Source organism: Picosynechococcus sp. PCC 73109 (assembly GCF_001521855.1).
GTDB lineage: Bacteria > Cyanobacteriota > Cyanobacteriia > Cyanobacteriales > MRBY01 > MRBY01.
In genome coordinates this window covers 2,775,325-2,790,921 of the sequence record NZ_CP013998.1, presented here as the reverse complement: position 1 = coordinate 2,790,921, position 15,597 = coordinate 2,775,325, and the positions used below count along the sequence as shown (strand labels likewise).

Genomic DNA, 15,597 nt, shown 5'->3' with positions numbered 1-15,597 from the left:
GTGGCTAGAATCTATGGCTAGCCGCTTTTTTTGTCTGAAATTAATCTATGGTGAGCCCAATTTTGCCTGTGGTCGATCCAGCAGCGATCGCCTGGGCATCGGCAAAAATAGCCGCCGCAACCTGGGGTTGGGCCTGGCTTTCAAGGAGATGGCCGAGTTGATTGAGTACCGCAACTTGGGTTTGTACGTCCTGGCGATCGCGGGCCAGATGGAGTTGTTGGCGCAGGACGGTTTCTGCTGCCTGGAGATTAGCTTGGGTGAGATAGGTATCAGCTAAGGCTGTGAGGGTTAAATTCAGCTGATCCCAAGTGCGAAACTGTCGATAAATCGCCTCGGCCCGGTGCCAGTGAAGCAGTGCTGTTTCTAGGTTGCCTTCGCTGTGGGCCTGGCGAGCAAGTTCAAAATGACGATCCGCATCTTTACGCTGGAGTAATTTTTGTTCGGCGTTTTGTTTGCGCCCCTGACCGAAGGCTGGCACTGTCCCTAAAACCCCTACGGTACCTAAACTTAAGAGTAAGCAGAGGGTCAGCCAAAAGGGGAAAGTCACAGTCCGGGAAGGAGCGGGCGATCGCATAAAAAATTGAACCCAAAAAACAGCGCGCTAAAAAAACCAAAGTCCTTCCATCTTAGCGGTAAATCTCGATCATCTTGCCGAGACGAAAAAGAGGTAAAGAAATTGACTTTCCTTACCCCAGGCGTTGTGTAGATTGGCCGTTCAGCGGTTAATGCCGTTGGCAAATGGAATGATATTACGAAAAACCCTGACCACGATTTTTGGAGGGCATGCAGAAACAGTTTTCTATCTGTTGTCGCAACGTTGCCTCATCTAAATCTTGGCCGATCAGCACCAACTGATTTTTTTTCGTTTCCCCAGGTTTCCATTCCGAATCATCAATCGTAAACCGCTTTCCACTGAGGTGAAATACATGGCGTAGCGGGCTTTCATCAAACCACAGGATTCCCTTCGCCCGGAACACATTCACGGGTAACTGATTATCTAGGAAATATTGAAACTTGCGAATCGCAAAGGGTTTGTCACTTTGGAAGGAAATAGACGTAAACCCATCGTTTTCTAAATGGTTTGAGTGGTGATGATGGTGTTCGTGGTCGTGGTCATGGTCGCACTCTGGGGTGCAAACATGGTCATGATCGTGGTGGTCATGGTTATGTCCATGGTCATGGTCGTGGTGATCGTGGCTGTGGTGGTGATGCACATGGGTATCTGCCGCATCAAAATACTTATCTGATTCAAACAGGCCCACACTGAGTAGCAACGGCAATGGCACTTCAGACTTTTGGGTGCGCAGGAGTCTAGCCCCTTCTTTAATGTCGCGGATTCTGACTTCTAGGGCGTCAACGTCTGACTCCTCAACCAAATCCGTTTTATTCAACACGATGATGTCACCGTAGGCGATTTGGCTGTAGGCCGCTTCACTATTAAATAAATCCAAACTAAAGTTGGCACAATCCACCATGGTCACAATGGAATCTAGGCGGGTTAGGTCTCGTAACTCTGTCCCCAGGAAGGTCAAGGCTACAGGTAATGGATCTGCCAGCCCCGTTGTTTCAACGACGAGATAATCAATTTTGTCACCCCGATCAAGAATTTTATGCACCGCATTCACCAGATCTTCGTTGATGGTGCAGCAGACACAGCCGTTGCTGAGTTCCACCATGTTGTCTTCGGTGGTGACAATTAGCTCATTATCAATGCCGATTTCCCCAAATTCGTTCACGAGGACAGCGGTTTTTAGTCCCTCTTGGTTACTGAGGATGTGGTTTAGTAGTGTCGTTTTGCCGCTGCCGAGAAATCCGGTGATAATCGTTACGGGAAGACCACTTTTACTGGCATCTAAGGTATCGGCACCTGGGGCTTGGCTACTGACTGTGGGCATAATATTTTTCACTTTCGATTAGAAAACAACTTCTTCTTATCTTACACAGTATTTTTGGCGTCTAGAGTCGGGGCGATGCTTCGGGAAAAGTTAGGAATGCGTAGAGGTGAAGGCCACGGTCAACTTGGAAAAAATGCGTCAGAGGAGAAGGGCGATATTGACCATGGCGATCGCCAAAATTAAGCGACATTGACAAACCTGTCTGACGGAATTTGGGCCAGGGATTGAAATGTGGGTTTAGCAAAATAAAAGCCTTGGAAAAGGTTAATGCCTAGCCCTTGGAGGGTGGTTAGTTCTGCTTGGGTTTCAATGCCTTCGGCAATAACCAGACTAGAGAGTTCCCCGGCAACTTGTAGTACACCTTTGACGATGGCTTGCCGCACTTTATCTTGATCAATGCCGCGAATTAAGGCCATGTCGAGTTTGATCAAATCAGTCTGAATTTCTGATAGAAGATTTAACCCAGCATAGCCTGCCCCAAAATCATCAATGGCTGTTTTAAAACCACGGGCTCGATAATATTCAACGATTTTTCGGAGGTGGACTAAATCTGTGATTTGTTCACTTTCGGTAATCTCAAAAATAATTTGCTCAATGGGAAATCCATAGGTTTCCGCCGCTTCTAGGGTTGTGCGAATGCAGCGTTCTGGTTCATAAACGGCATTGGGTAAGAAATTAATACTCAAAAAACAGGGAATATGCAGTTCTGCGGCAAGACGAATCGCTGTGGTGCGACAGGACTGGTCAAATAAGTAGCGGTTACTGTCGTTAATGTGTTGAAAAATTGCTTGGGCTGACTCATTATTTAAACCCCGCACCAGGGCTTCATGGGCAAAAATTGTTTGGGTTTCTAGGTTGACAATGGGTTGAAAGGCCATTGTGAATTCGAAATCGAGTTTATTTCGATTCGTGCATTCTTTACATTCCATGGTGCACCTAATTTGTAGGGTCTCTTAACTATCTTGGCGATGATCAATATTGAACATCAACATATTCAGCGGTTAGGGTTTGTTTCCATGAAGATCAATATTTATCCATAAAAAATCGCCTCTCTTGGATCTTAGTTCAAAAAAGGCGATCGCCAAATTGACGTCGGTTAAACGAAAGGTTTAGATACCGAGGCGTTGGTAGACCTGATCGAGGTGACGCAGTTGGAATTGTGGGTCAAAGCAGGCTGCAATCTCCTCACCAGAGAGGTGTTGGGTGATTTCCGCATCTTGCTCGACGTTGGCGCGAAAGTTCCCGCCTTCAGTGTTCCAAGCGGTGTGGGCGCAACCTTGCACAAGGCGGTAGGCATCCTCACGGGTCAAGCCTTTCTCGACGAGGGCCAGCAGTACCCGCTGACTGAAAATCACGCCGCCATAGACGTTCATGTTACGTTTCATGTTCTCTGGATACACCAAAAGATTCTTCACGAGGCTAATGGTTTCCCGCAGCATAAAATGCACGAGGATGCAGCTATCGGGCACGGCGACCCGCTCGACGGAACTGTGGGAAATGTCCCGCTCATGCCAGAGGGCAACGTTTTCGAGGGCGGCCATGGCATTCCCCCGCACCAAGCGTGCCATCCCGGTTAAACGTTCAGAACGGATCGGGTTGCGTTTGTGGGGCATTGCCGAAGAGCCTTTTTGACCCTTGGAGAAATATTCTTCGACTTCTAATACATCGGTGCGTTGGAGGTTGCGGATCTCTACGGCAAAGCGTTCGATGCTGGCGGCTAACACGGCCAGTTGGTTCATGTAGTTGGCGTGGCGATCGCGGGAAATCACCTGGGTCGAAGCAGTATCGGGATCCAGGCCGAGTTTTTGACAAGCTAAAGCTTCAACGCGGGGTTCAATGTTCGCATAGGTTCCCACGGCGCCAGAGATTTGTCCCACGGCAATTTCTTTGCGCACAGCGACAAGGCGATCGCGGTTCCGGAGCATTTCCGCTAGCCAACCCGCCAGCTTAAACCCAAAGGTCATCGGTTCGGCGTGGATGCCGTGGGAACGACCTACCATGACGGTGTAGCGGTGTTGTTGGGCTTGGTAGCGAATCGCTTGAATCAGTTCTTCGACACAGGTCAGGATCAGATCGAGGCTATCCACCATCTGTAGAGCAAGGGCCGTATCCAGAACATCGGAACTGGTCATGCCGAGGTGAATATAGCGTCCCGCATCGCCGACATATTCATTGACGTTGGTGAGAAAGGCGATTACATCGTGGCGCACTTCTTTCTCAATTTCTAAAACCCGCGCTTCGTCGAACTGGGCTTTGGCTTTGATTTCTTCTACGGCTTCTGTGGGGATATACCCTAACTCTGCTTGCGCTTCACAGACGGCAACTTCGACTTTCAGCCAGGCCTTGAGTTTTGCTTCATTTGTCCAGAGATTCCCCATTTCGGGGAGGGTATAACGTTCAATCACGAGATGTGCCGCAGAATACAACCTAGCTATTTTACAAGGGGTTGTTCAAATTTTGGCAATGTTTTTACGGGGGTTTACGGGGGAGGCGATCGCCTTTGGGACAGAAGTCTCTCGTCAGCATTGCCCTAAAGTTCGGTTTAGACCATAAAGCGCCATCAAGCTCAAGATATTTACAGTTTCCAGCCTGCCATAAAGGGCGGATTTAATTGATAGTACCGTTAGCCAAAGATCTTTAATGTTTATGCCTTAGCGGTTATTGAAAAAGTCCCAGATGATGCGGGGGAGTTCAATAATCTGTGTAATCACCTGCCCCGACTGAATCCCGAAGACCAGTTGCAACACCAGCACAATGGCCGCAATGGTCACAGCGGTTTGCACGCTGGTTTTCACGATTTTGATAAACGCGGTAAAAACTAACCAAGAAATAATTAAAGCGGCGACGATCACAATAATTTCGATCGGCATCGGTGCTCACTCTCCACAAGGTGCGATTTGGCCTGGCATTATCCTAGGGCAAAAGGGGAAAAGATTATTGAGGAAGCTGTTTCACCTCAGCAAGCCAGCGGTCTTCGTCGGAACTATCTTTGGCGATCGCCAGATAACTATGTTCGGTGCGATCAACGATCAAAATTTTGTCGCCCCGTCGGGGAATCACCTCGGCCCAGTGGGGTAAACTCACCGGGACAGTCATCAGGTTCCGAGCCGAATCGTACACATCTGCTTGGCCAATTTTGCCAGCGACATAGTGGGGGAGAGTTTTAGAAGAGACCACCCCCAGGCACCCAATCAGGCGATCGCTACTGACATCTTCCCCAAAGGCGGCAAACACTTTCCCCAGCGGGTAAGCCAACAGTTTCCCGATCCAGAAGGCGATCGCCCCACTCCCAAAAAAGACCACAATCCCCAAAAATCCCGTCGGTGTCCTTAGGCCCACGTTGAACATCCATCCCAACAGACCCCACAGACTGAGATCTGTGGCCAAAAGCAACATCAACGGCGCTTGCCCAAAGCCAAACCAAGACAACACCGACCAGAGACCAAATCCTTCGCCCTCAACCTCGGTATCTCCATCGAGATCACCATCAACGTCGGCATCTAAGTCCATATCGGCGTCGATGTCCGCATCAAAATCGGCTTCCATATCGAGGTCATCGTCCCCACCTCCAGAGAAAATGACAAACAAATACAACAGGATGCCACTCCCCAGGAGCACCCAGTAGCCTAAGTTTGACGCATCAAAAATCATGGACGCACCGTATCCGGGACAGAGTAAAAAATTCGCACGGGTCGCCCCCCAAATCTAGGAATTTTTTTTGCGATCGCCACCACCATAATCTAGCTCTAGACTTATTTCCCAAATTTTTGTTGCGCGCGCATCACCAGTTCCGCCGTAATTTCTTCGACTTCTTCTTCACGGGCAAGTTCTTCGATGGTTTGTCGCGCCTGGGAACGGGCATAGAAAGGAATATTTTTGTATTTGGTTTTCGCTTCTTCCGTCCAGGGGATTTCGTCAGGAAAATTAGGATAAGTCATCGTTTCAGTACCTTAGGGGGAGTTTTCTGAATCATAGCAAGGATTTCCGGGGGTTAAAAGCGCAGTTTCGTTAAATTTCTTGATATTTTTTTAGTGCAAATGTTTTTGTCTCCACGATAAATCTCAAGTCACCCGTCATAAGTCTTCCAGCACAATACTGGAGCAGTGATTAGCACTGACAGATTAAAGATTCGAACAAACGGTCACCATCTAAAATTTATATTTTTAAGTAGTTAAATCTAGGCAATTAGTTGATTGATATATTGATCTAATTCCTGTAATTTTTCGGGAGAAAGTTTGTGAATCTTTTGGAAAATCTCTTGTTCTTTCTGCCATTGATCAATTGACATAATTTGTGAATGTGCCACTTCTAACGTAATTTCTGGAATGTTAAATCCTTCTAAGCTATAGCCGTCTTCTTGATCTGTCATTTGATAATATTCAACCACCGTTGCAGTGTCGCCCCGACGCAGGTTGTATTCAGGGAAGTCTTGGGATAGAGCAACTTGACTAAAAAGAGGATAATGTTTGTGCATAATTATTATTCTCCTTTATCTGGGATCAAAGTGACAAATTTAGCAATTTCATCGGTAACCATCCAAATTGTAACAACCTTAAGAGTTTTGTGACCCACCCCTTGCAGCTCTCCTTTGATTTTATATTTTTTGCCATACGGTGTCTGCTGTAAAAACTCAGATTTTCCTTTCATCGCTAGTGTTTTCAAGTGATCATGCAAGTCCTGCCAATTGTCAAGAGTATATCCAGCTTGGGACAGGAACTTTGATTTATCATTTTTGGGAAGAAGGATGAGTAGATATTGTGTCAACTTAGCTTGAGAAATTAAAAACTGTGTAGCAATTGGCGGTTGAGATTGTGTCATATTAAAAAGATTTTTTCTATACCAACAACTCTAAAAGCTGGTTTTCATTCAGTTCTTGAATCCCCAATTGCCGGGCTTTGTCTAGCTTAGATCCGGCATTTTCGCCTGCCACAAGATAGTCAGTATTTTTGCTCACAGAACCTGTAACTTTGCCGCCGGCAGCTTTGATTTTTTCGGCAGCTTCGGTGCGCTTGAGGGTCGGTAATGTCCCTGTGATCACAAAGGTTTTACCGGAAATCTGATGGTTGACTTGGGTTTGGGTCGTCTGGGTTTGGGTAAAGGTCAAGCCCGCTTGTTGCAGCTTTTCGATCAATTGTTGATTCGCATCTACCCGAAACCAATCGATGACGGACTGGGCAATTTCTTCGCCAATACCATAAACCCCCTGTAATTGGGCGAAGCTGGCTTTTTGGAGTTGTTCTAAAGTTGGGAAGTTTTGCGCCAAAATTTCCGCATTGACTTTCCCCACAAAGCGAATCCCCAGACCATACAAAACACGGGCATAGTCTTGATCTTTTGAGTGGGCGATCGCCTGGATCAAATTTGCCGCTGACTTTTGCCCCATACGGGGGAGAGACTGCAACTGTTCGCTGGTTAGGTCATAAATGTCGGCGATGGATTGCACCAGACCATGCTCGATCAAGAGAATCACATTTTTTTCGCCTAAACCCTGGATATCAAGGGCGTCGCGGCCAGCCCAATGGACGAGGGAACCCCGCAAAATCGCCGGACAAGAACTATTCACACAGCGGGCGATGGCTTCCCCAGGGGGACGTACTAAGGCTGAGTTGCATTCGGGACAATGGCTTGGAAATTCGTAAGGAATAGTTGCTTCTGGGCGTAAATCAACTAAAACTCGCAAAACTTCCGGGATAATTTCCCCTGCTTTGCGAATGACGACCGTATCACCGATTCTAAGATCTAATTCTTTAATGCGGTCTTCGTTGTGGAGGGTGGCCCGTTGTACCGTCGTTCCGGCTAATTGCACCGGTTCCATGACGGCCATGGGAGTGACAGCCCCCGTTCTGCCCACGTTGACGATAATATCTTTGACGGTGGTGGGGGCTTCCTCGGCGGCATATTTCAAGGCGATCGCCCAGCGGGGAAATTTTTGGGTGAAGCCCAACTCAGCCTGGAGGGAAAAGTCATTGAGTTTAACGACAACCCCATCGGTCAGGTAAGGGAGTTTTTTGCGGCCTTCATCCCATTTTTCAAAATAATTTTTTACGGCAGTTAAATTAGGACAAAGCTCACGGTTTGGATTCACCCGAAATCCCATTTTTTTCAGAAATTCGAGGGCTTCCCATTGGCTGTTTAACTGAGGGGATTTGTGCGATTCTGGGAGGTGGAGGGTGTAGGCAAAAAAGTCTAACTTCCGGGCCGCAACAATCCGGGAATCAAGTTGTCGTAGAGTACCAGCGGCGGCATTTCGCGGATTAGCAAATAGATTTTCGCCCGTTTTTTCCCGCTCTTGGTTAATCTTTTCAAAGGTCTCTAAGGGTAAAAAGGCTTCCCCCCGCACCTCCACTAAAGGGGGCGGATTGTCGAGGTTTAAACGCAAGGGAATGGTACGAATGGTACGCAGATTTTGGGTGATTTCTTCCCCTGTCACACCGTCGCCCCTGGTGGCTCCGCGCACTAAAATGCCGTTTTCGTAGGTTAAGGCGATCGCCGAGCCATCGATTTTAAGTTCGCACACATAACCGGAGTGGCTGGGGATTTCTCCGGCCAACGCCCGCTGCCACCGTTGTTCCCACTGGGTCAGTTCCCCAAAGTCAAAGGCATTTTCCAGACTGTAGAGGGGGATATTATGTTTGACGCTGGTGAATTGGGTGGCGGGCTGGTCGCCAATCCGTTGGCTAGGACTGTCGGGGGTAATGAGTTCGGGATATTCCGTTTCCAGGGCCACCAGTTCCCGATAGAGCTGGTCATAGACAGCATCCTCCATGAACGGTGCATCAAGGACATAGTAAGCATACGCCGCTTTTTGCAGTTGCGATCGCAGTTGGGCCAGGCGGGTTTGGGGGGCGTCGGACATGGGTTCGGGGGAAAGATTTTCAAGCCGCCATTATAGGCGATCGCCCCAGGGAAATTATTCCGTTGCCTCTGCTTCTGGATCGGTTTCGGTGGGGACGGCTTCGAGGGCCTTAAGATCTGCAGCACTGAGTACGGCCATTTCCTTAATTTGGTCTTTGTAAGTGGCAGGCGAGAGGTTAATCGCGGTCATGAAAAAGGGTTTCGCGGCGGCTTCATTCCCTTGATTTTTTAAGACCATGGCCTTGGCGAGGACTGGCCGAAAGTCTGTTTTATTCACTGTGGCGGCTTGGTCATAGATGGCGATCGCCTCCCCGAAGCGTTTTTGGGCGACGTAAATTTGCCCCAGCATCAGTTGGATAGACGTCACCTTTTCTGGATCAATTTCAATGGTTTCGTCTTCTGTTAATTGCCCCATGTCCTTGAGGGTGGTTTGGAGCAGTTCGATTGCCCCCTCTGGCCGATTTTGTACCAGAAGTAGATCCACCATGCCCTGGAGAGCGTTGATGTGGGTCGGATCTGTCAACAGCACTTTTTTGTAAGTGGCCGCGGCCCCTTCGTAATCCTTGGCCTCCTGTTCCACCTGGCCCAACAGGACGAGGTAATCGGGATTATCACTGTGGATTTGCGCCAGACCATCGAGGGCAGTGGCCGTTTTTTCTAAATCATTAAGCTTGAGGCTGGTATCCAAGAGACCCCGCAGCGCTTTCTCGTTATTGGGTTCTTTTTCTAACCAGATTTCATAACTTTGTTGGTCTTTTTCGAGGAGGGCGATCGCCGGATCAGGAGTTGTTTCGGGTTGCACCTTAGCCGCCGCTGCCGTCTGCCGGGCCAACATCCACTGGTCGAAGCGGGGCATCACCAAAAGTCCCCCAGCCAACAGAAACAGAAGCCCAGAAAGACCATAGACCCAGGGACGGGGACGATAGTATTTTTCGATGATGTGACTCGCCATGGCTATAGATAGTGGGGAAAACTAGAGGGATAAAAACCAGACCCAAAAGACCGGAAAAGTCAGAAGGTTGGCAAAATTTTATCTAAATTTTACTGATTTATCACCTCTGACACCCCATTGAGTACAATAGGCAGGCGCTAAACGTCTTCGTCCGTCCTATATGATCGAAGGCAGAATGCTAATTTTTATCGTGATGGCGATCGCCTACCGATGATGTTGATGTCTGATAGTTGACTATCTGGTATCGAAAACGATCTGTATTTTTTGTTAGCCCACCTAGAAAGCATTGGATAAGCCCGTGTCTGAATCTAACCATCATCTATCGTCTCCACCAGCGCCGAATCCCCATGAGGACCAGACGACCTCCCAAAAACTACGGCAACATCCCATTCCCCCCGCGAGCCATCCCCGTCAATATCGGGCCATTGGCATTGTGCGCGGCAAATATACCCCCGAAGATCCAGAGCAAATTAGTAAGGGGGCGATCGCCACAGCAGATGGCACCATCGAAGCCGTTTTATTAGGTCGTGTGATTAGCCTGATCAAAAATCACATTGACCTCGACCAAGAGCACGTTTGGGTCGTGTATCCCCGCACCCGCCAGGATGATAACCATCTCCACCTCCAGATCCTCGGCATTTGGGAGCCCGAAAACCTTGATGATCCAGAGGCCCTCACGGAGTCCATCCCCACCAGTGACCAAGTTGAAGACGGCTATTTTTCCATTCGCGGTCAGGTGGTTTTCTATGATGCCGAATCCAAAAAAGTCATCGTTAAAATTCGCCAATCCCCGAAGAAGCAAGGGGATAAACCTAAATTTTTTAAGATTCAACTGATCGGTGCCCTACCAGATCGCCCCGTTAACCATTTCTACGATCTCCAGGCGAAGCTCCTCGATAATATGCTGATGATTCAAACCTGCGAAGATATTGGCTATATCAGCAGTCGTCGCAAAGGCCCCAAGCCAGGCGGAAAACCCTTTAACCGCGACAAGAGCAAACCCAGACCCGTCGGTGATCATCCTGTCAGCGACAGCCATGGGGCAACTGCCAGAGCGAGACCTGTACCCCGACCCAAACCAAAGGATAGTGAGGGCTAAATCACGGTCGTTTTTAGGCTAACTTCCAGTTTCCCCCTTTGATGAAGAGAAGTCATTGGGGGTTCTTTGTTGGCTGAGTTTGGCCAGGGTATCAAAGGCGAATTTTTGCACTAGGATTTCTAGGGCCCGGGCGATCGCCGTTGCCTGGGGCGGCAGTTGATCAATGAGGGCTTTGAGGTGTTGGGCCCGGGCCGCGAGGGCGGCTTGGTGAAAGGCCGTTAACCATTCAGGGGGAAATTTTTGTAAGGCCTCTGGTGTTAAGGCTGGGAGTTGTTCATCCCGTGCTTGGGGAGGATAGAGGGCCAGGTGCATCGGGTTGGCCGGGGTCGCCCCCGTGAGCTCAAAGGAAAAACAAGAACCGACTCCCGGCTGACTACTGACGACGATTTCACCGCCCATGAGGTTGACAAATTTTTGACTGAGAGCCAAGCCCAAACCACTGCCTTGACCCATGCGATCGCCCGCTTCTAATTTCACAAAATTATCAAAGAGTTTGGTGAAATCTGTTTCAGCAATGCCAATCCCTGTATCCGTGACGCTAAACCGGAGACGGAGGGGATTTTGCGCCAGGGTTTTGACCGTCAGTTGAACGCAGCCACTGTCGGTAAATTTGAGGGCGTTATTCAAAAGATGGAGCAGCACAGAGTGGAGTTTTGCTTGGTCGGCGTTGATATAGCGGGGCACCTGTTCGTCCCAATGGATATCAAGCTGGATGTTTCTGTGCTGGATTTCGAGGGCGTACATTTGGGCGAGATCATCCAGGAGATCATGGAGATTAAACAGGTTGGGGTTTAGTTGTAGGGTGCCCTTTTCAAATTTCGCCAGGTTAAGAATATCGTTGAGCAACGCAAGGAGATGCTTCCCCGACCGATGAATGATGCTGAGGTATTCCTGGTGATCCGTCGAGAGGTCTGGCGATCGCTCCATAATTTGGGTAAAGCCTAAGACCGCATTTAGGGGCGTTCTCAGTTCGTGGCTCATGCTTGTGAGGAACTGATTTTTGGCATGGTTCGCAGCCTCCGCCAATTCCTTCGCCAGTTCGAGTTGCTTATTGGCCTGCTGCCGCTGGTAATAGTTGTAGATTAAGTTCCCGGCGATCGCCAAAATATCCGCATCTTCCTTTGACCACAGCAGATGATCTACCGCTGTCGAAGAGCAAGCAATGTAACCCCAGGGTTGCCCGGTCGCATCCTGAATCGGCACCCACAATACCGCCTTAAGATCCAAGTAAGCGACCAATGTCTGTTCCGGTTTTGCCGTTTCCGGGAGGGGATGTTGGCGATCAAAGAGAATGACTTTTTGTTGCTGCCAATGGTCTAACCACCAAGGATAGGCACTGAGATCGATGGTGTTAAAGTTTTCGTCGAGGTCGAGGTGAGGGCCAGCATGCCAACTCACAAGGCGCTCGACAGAGTTGGCCTCCATTTGGCTGATCATCACCGAAACGCGGTCTGCCTGGAAAGTACGCCCCAGTAACGCTAAAACTTTCTCTAAATTCAGCTCAGCTTCAACGACCATTAGATGGGACATCTCAGCCAGCATGGTTTCGAGCTTGAGGCGATGGCGGAGCACCTCATCAAAGTTTTTTCGCTCCGTAATATCTAGGGCAAAACCATCAATAACTAGATCGCCACCATCGACCGCATGGATATTAAAGGAGCAGTCGTAGAACCAGTGCCAATTTCCAGTAGCATCCCGGATCCGATATTCCAGCTCAAAGTTTTTCCCGGTGTGTAAGGTTTGGAGGACTTGATCGACATCGACGACATCTTCTGGGTGGATCGACCGGTGCCAGAGTTCCGGTTCATCTAGCAAGCGTTGCACTTCATAGCCAAGGATCTGCTCCACCTGGGAAGAATAAAACAAACCACCCCGTTGGGGCGAATATTGGTAGATGATCGCGGGGATGCCATCAACCATTTTTTGATAGCGATGCTGGCTTTCAACGAGAGCGATCGCCGCCTGTTTGTATTCACTAATGTCTTCGATAATGGTTAAAAGATATTCTGGTTGGCCCTGGTCATCGTAAATATAAGAGCAAATCACCTTAACCCAAATGAAATGTCCCAGGCGGTGACGGTAACGCTTTTCTAAAACAGCACTGGCAGCTTGGCGGCGGTCGAGCTTTGCCCGTGCCTCATGACAGATACAAATATCTTCAGGATGGGTAAGTTCTTGCCAGGTAAACTGCTGTAATTCTGCTTCACTGTAGCCACAGATCTCACAGAAGGCTTGATTGACCAAAGAGAAATGATTGGTGCGGTCAATTTGCACAATCCCCAGGGCGGCCTGGTCGAAGATTGTCCGTAGGCGTGCTTCCTGGGACTGTAGTTTGAGTTCTGCTTCTTTGCGTTCGGTAACATCGGTCATGACCCCCACATGGCGCAACAGTTGCTGAGTGCTTGGGTCGTAGATTTTGAAAGAGCGGGCATAGATCCAACGCACAACCCCATCGGGGCGGATAATCCGGTATTCTTCATCGAAGTTTTGGCCCTGCTGCATCTGGGCGATCGCCTGTTGGATTTGCCCTTCGTGCTCTGGGTGTACTGCTGCTAGCCAAGATGTGCCGTCATCAAGGAGACTTTGACAGCTAAGGCCCCAAATTTTTTCGTAATTCGGACTAACATAAATCACTTCGGTGGGGTCAGGGGAATTGATCCAGAACGCTTCGTCGATATGTTCAACCAGTTCACGGAAGCGCGTTTCACTTTTTTGCAGGGCATTGAGGGTCTGTTTGATCGTCGTAATGTCTTGAATAGTGCCAGCAAAGCCATAGACATTACCCTGGGCATCTTGGAGGGAATTTGCATATTCCATCACAATTTTTTCACGACCCTGGGCAGTGATGATTCGGTATTCAAAGCCCTTGATGCTTTGTCTTGCTTCTAATTTTTTGATGTTGTTTTTAATATGGGGATGATCATCAGGGTGTACCATCGCCATGAATTGGTCAAAAGTTGGGGCGATCGCCTGGGGTTCTAGGTCAAAGATGCGATACACTTCGTCAGACCAAATGAGGTCATCGCTTGTCAGGTGTTGCTCCCAGCTCCCAATGTGGGCGATCGCCTGGGCCTTCTCTAAATGGGCTTCACTGGCGGCCAGGGCATTGAGGGTCTGCTGCATAGCCGTAATGTCTTGCACTGCCCCCCCCAGGAAAATGGGTTGTCCCTGTTCGTTCCGGGTCAGCTCATGGTAATCCTTGAGGTAACGCACTTCGCCGTCGGGCGTAATAATGCGATATTCAGAACTTGGGAGAGATTGACCCGTAAAAATGCGTTCGATATTTGCTCGAATGCGATCGCGGTCGTCGGGGTGCACCCGCTCAAAAAAGGTTTCCGCATTGGGTTGAATTTCACCGGGGGCAAAGCCAAAGATTTGAAATGTTTCTGGAGACCAGTAGGTTTGATTTGCCTGGACATCCCATTCCCAAACGCCAATCTGGGCGATCGCCTGGGCTTGGGCAAGGCGGGCTTGACTCGCGGCGAGGGCTTGGGTGCGTTGCTCAATGAGATCTTCGAGGTGGGTTTGATAACGGTTGACCTGTTGGGCTAAGTGATTACGGGCGGTCACATCCGTCAAGACGACTAATAGCCGAGAGTGATGGTTTGTTTGTTCGCAGACAGCCGCCAACTCCACTTCTAGAATGTCGCCATTTTTCTTGATGAACTGATAGGCATCATCTTCTACGGAGCCTTGGGTCGTTAAGGTGGGCAGGAGGATTTGTTGGGCTTTCTGGCGGGAAACTGGTGTCAAAAAATCAGTTACATTGCAGCCAATGACTTGCCGCCGTTCATAACCCAGCACCTGCAACCAACGATCACTAACCGCAAGGATTTGCCCCGTTGCATCCATCGAATGCAACATTGCCGGCGTTTTTTCGTAGTAGTGGATGGCCTGTTGGTTTAATTCGAGGGCGATCGCCTTTTTCTCGGAGATATCAATGATTACCCCATCGAGCCACAGCAAATTTCCCTGGTCATCAAAGACCCCTTGTCCCCGTTCATCGACCCATCGCACTGTACCATCACGATGTTTGAGGCGATATTCAAGGGCGAAGGGTTTTTTCTCCTGCACTTTTCGCTCAATAATCTGGCGCACAAAGGCCCGGTCATTGGGGTGGATTAGGCTCGCATAATGGCGATCGCCCCCTGGGAGAAAATCCGCAGCAGGATAACCCACCAATTGTTCAATGGTTTCGCTGAAATAAATTCCGTGCCATTCCGCCGTGTTTAAACAGCGGTACACGGTGCCCGGAATATTTTGAATCAACGTTTGGAGGCGATCACCTTGGAAATCACCTAAAGGTGCAGGCGAAAGTGTCCCCTGGCCATGGCCCAACATCGTCCGTAGGGCAACCCGCAGCGTATGGACCAGCAGCGGCCCCGTCAGTTCAGACCACAAAAAACAATCCAAAACCCCAAGGCGTAACATTTCATCCTGTAGCGCCACCTCATCCGCCAACCCAATCCAAGGCCACCGTTGCAGCACTTCAGCATGGTCAATCAGATAAGGCAGTGGTGCATCGCTGAGATAAAGATTATGGCGGCCCAAACTTTGCAGGGCAGACTCCGTCGTCAAATCAAGCCAAACCAGTTGTAAATCTTCAGCCTGTTCCCCTACCAAAAGCGTTTGCAGCCGTTGGTAAACGCTGATATCCGTTGATAAAACCGCAACACTATAATGAGTAGCAACCATAGGGCGACAGGCACTGTAGCATTTTTAAAAGAAATCTGTTTATCCTGACGAAGGTGAGGCTATGGCTCCATAGCAACCCTTGTTCTCTATCCTAAATGTTT

General features: G+C 49.1%; 14 protein-coding genes. 2 read left to right on the top strand and 12 right to left on the bottom strand.

The genetic code is table 11. The features are described 5' to 3' along the window. Nucleotides 1–40: 40 nt before the first annotated feature. The gene (locus AWQ23_RS13240) at nucleotides 41–574 is read right to left on the bottom strand and encodes a hypothetical protein (RefSeq protein ID WP_157072234.1); all 534 of its coding nucleotides are present in this window, start codon (nucleotides 572–574) and stop codon (nucleotides 41–43) included. A gap of 175 nt (nucleotides 575–749) precedes the next feature. Further along, complete coding sequence (locus AWQ23_RS13235) at nucleotides 750–1,895, bottom strand: GTP-binding protein (protein ID WP_012308250.1); 1,146 nt, start codon at nucleotides 1,893–1,895, stop codon at nucleotides 750–752. A 54-nt stretch (nucleotides 1,896–1,949) separates the two neighbouring features. On the opposite strand from AWQ23_RS13235, the gene AWQ23_RS16455 reads away from it, so the two are divergent. After that, entirely contained in the window at nucleotides 1,950–2,078 is a 129-nt protein-coding gene (locus AWQ23_RS16455; protein ID WP_255355992.1) for a hypothetical protein, read from the top strand. On the opposite strand, the gene AWQ23_RS13230 is transcribed toward AWQ23_RS16455, so the two are convergent. From AWQ23_RS13230 to AWQ23_RS13190, 9 genes are all read right to left on the bottom strand, one after another. Continuing rightward, nucleotides 2,075–2,773, bottom strand: a complete 699-nt coding sequence (locus AWQ23_RS13230; protein WP_200807232.1) for an EAL domain-containing protein — start codon at nucleotides 2,771–2,773, stop codon at nucleotides 2,075–2,077. The two genes, AWQ23_RS16455 and AWQ23_RS13230, sit on opposite strands and share 4 nt — an antisense overlap. A gap of 231 nt (nucleotides 2,774–3,004) precedes the next feature. Beyond that, entirely contained in the window at nucleotides 3,005–4,300 is a 1,296-nt protein-coding gene (gene purB / locus AWQ23_RS13225) for an adenylosuccinate lyase (RefSeq protein ID WP_012308248.1), read from the bottom strand. Nucleotides 4,301–4,546: 246 nt separating this feature from the next. Further along, nucleotides 4,547–4,765, bottom strand: coding sequence for a hypothetical protein (locus AWQ23_RS13220; RefSeq protein WP_030007410.1), 219 nt, complete (start codon nucleotides 4,763–4,765; stop codon nucleotides 4,547–4,549). 64 nt (nucleotides 4,766–4,829) lie between these two features. Continuing rightward, the gene (locus AWQ23_RS13215; RefSeq protein WP_062436110.1) at nucleotides 4,830–5,546 is read right to left on the bottom strand and encodes an OB-fold-containig protein; all 717 of its coding nucleotides are present in this window, start codon (nucleotides 5,544–5,546) and stop codon (nucleotides 4,830–4,832) included. A 101-nt stretch (nucleotides 5,547–5,647) separates the two neighbouring features. After that, nucleotides 5,648–5,833 carry a PCP reductase family protein gene (locus AWQ23_RS13210; protein WP_012308243.1) on the bottom strand — a complete coding sequence of 62 codons (186 nt, stop codon included), beginning with the start codon at nucleotides 5,831–5,833 and terminating at the stop codon, nucleotides 5,648–5,650. 239 nt (nucleotides 5,834–6,072) lie between these two features. Then, complete coding sequence (locus AWQ23_RS13205; RefSeq protein ID WP_062436108.1) at nucleotides 6,073–6,369, bottom strand: DUF4926 domain-containing protein; 297 nt, start codon at nucleotides 6,367–6,369, stop codon at nucleotides 6,073–6,075. 5 nt (nucleotides 6,370–6,374) lie between these two features. Then, complete coding sequence (locus tag AWQ23_RS13200) at nucleotides 6,375–6,713, bottom strand: DUF6883 domain-containing protein (RefSeq protein ID WP_062436106.1); 339 nt, start codon at nucleotides 6,711–6,713, stop codon at nucleotides 6,375–6,377. 16 nt (nucleotides 6,714–6,729) lie between these two features. Beyond that, nucleotides 6,730–8,751, bottom strand: a complete 2,022-nt coding sequence (ligA, locus tag AWQ23_RS13195) for an NAD-dependent DNA ligase LigA (protein WP_062436105.1) — start codon at nucleotides 8,749–8,751, stop codon at nucleotides 6,730–6,732. 54 nt (nucleotides 8,752–8,805) lie between these two features. Continuing rightward, complete coding sequence (locus AWQ23_RS13190) at nucleotides 8,806–9,702, bottom strand: lipopolysaccharide assembly protein LapB (RefSeq protein WP_071884937.1); 897 nt, start codon at nucleotides 9,700–9,702, stop codon at nucleotides 8,806–8,808. Between the two features lie 298 nt (nucleotides 9,703–10,000). On the opposite strand from AWQ23_RS13190, the gene AWQ23_RS13185 reads away from it, so the two are divergent. After that, a complete protein-coding gene (locus AWQ23_RS13185) occupies nucleotides 10,001–10,801 on the top strand; it encodes a hypothetical protein (protein WP_232308911.1) in 801 nt (266 codons plus the stop codon). Nucleotides 10,802–10,819: 18 nt separating this feature from the next. Here AWQ23_RS13185 and AWQ23_RS13180 read toward each other — a convergent pair whose 3' ends face one another. Beyond that, nucleotides 10,820–15,496 (bottom strand): PAS domain-containing protein, encoded by a 4,677-nt coding sequence (locus AWQ23_RS13180; protein ID WP_062436102.1) that lies wholly within the window; start codon nucleotides 15,494–15,496, stop codon nucleotides 10,820–10,822. Nucleotides 15,497–15,597: the final 101 nt, after the last annotated feature.

Excerpts from the sequence above, each read along its gene's own strand:
- AWQ23_RS13240 (WP_157072234.1), bottom strand. The coding sequence starts at position 574 with ATGCGATCGCCCGCTCCTTCCCGGACTGTGACTTTCCCCTTTTGGCTG.
- AWQ23_RS13235 (WP_012308250.1), bottom strand. The coding sequence starts at position 1,895 with ATGCCCACAGTCAGTAGCCAAGCCCCAGGTGCCGATACCTTAGATGCC.
- AWQ23_RS13230 (WP_200807232.1), bottom strand. The coding sequence starts at position 2,773 with ATGGCCTTTCAACCCATTGTCAACCTAGAAACCCAAACAATTTTTGCC.
- AWQ23_RS13220 (WP_030007410.1), bottom strand. The coding sequence starts at position 4,765 with ATGCCGATCGAAATTATTGTGATCGTCGCCGCTTTAATTATTTCTTGG.
- AWQ23_RS13215 (WP_062436110.1), bottom strand. The coding sequence starts at position 5,546 with ATGATTTTTGATGCGTCAAACTTAGGCTACTGGGTGCTCCTGGGGAGT.
- AWQ23_RS13210 (WP_012308243.1), bottom strand. The coding sequence starts at position 5,833 with ATGACTTATCCTAATTTTCCTGACGAAATCCCCTGGACGGAAGAAGCG.
- AWQ23_RS13205 (WP_062436108.1), bottom strand. The coding sequence starts at position 6,369 with ATGCACAAACATTATCCTCTTTTTAGTCAAGTTGCTCTATCCCAAGAC.
- AWQ23_RS13200 (WP_062436106.1), bottom strand. The coding sequence starts at position 6,713 with ATGACACAATCTCAACCGCCAATTGCTACACAGTTTTTAATTTCTCAA.
- ligA (WP_062436105.1), bottom strand. The coding sequence starts at position 8,751 with ATGTCCGACGCCCCCCAAACCCGCCTGGCCCAACTGCGATCGCAACTG.
- AWQ23_RS13190 (WP_071884937.1), bottom strand. The coding sequence starts at position 9,702 with ATGGCGAGTCACATCATCGAAAAATACTATCGTCCCCGTCCCTGGGTC.
- AWQ23_RS13180 (WP_062436102.1), bottom strand. The coding sequence starts at position 15,496 with ATGGTTGCTACTCATTATAGTGTTGCGGTTTTATCAACGGATATCAGC.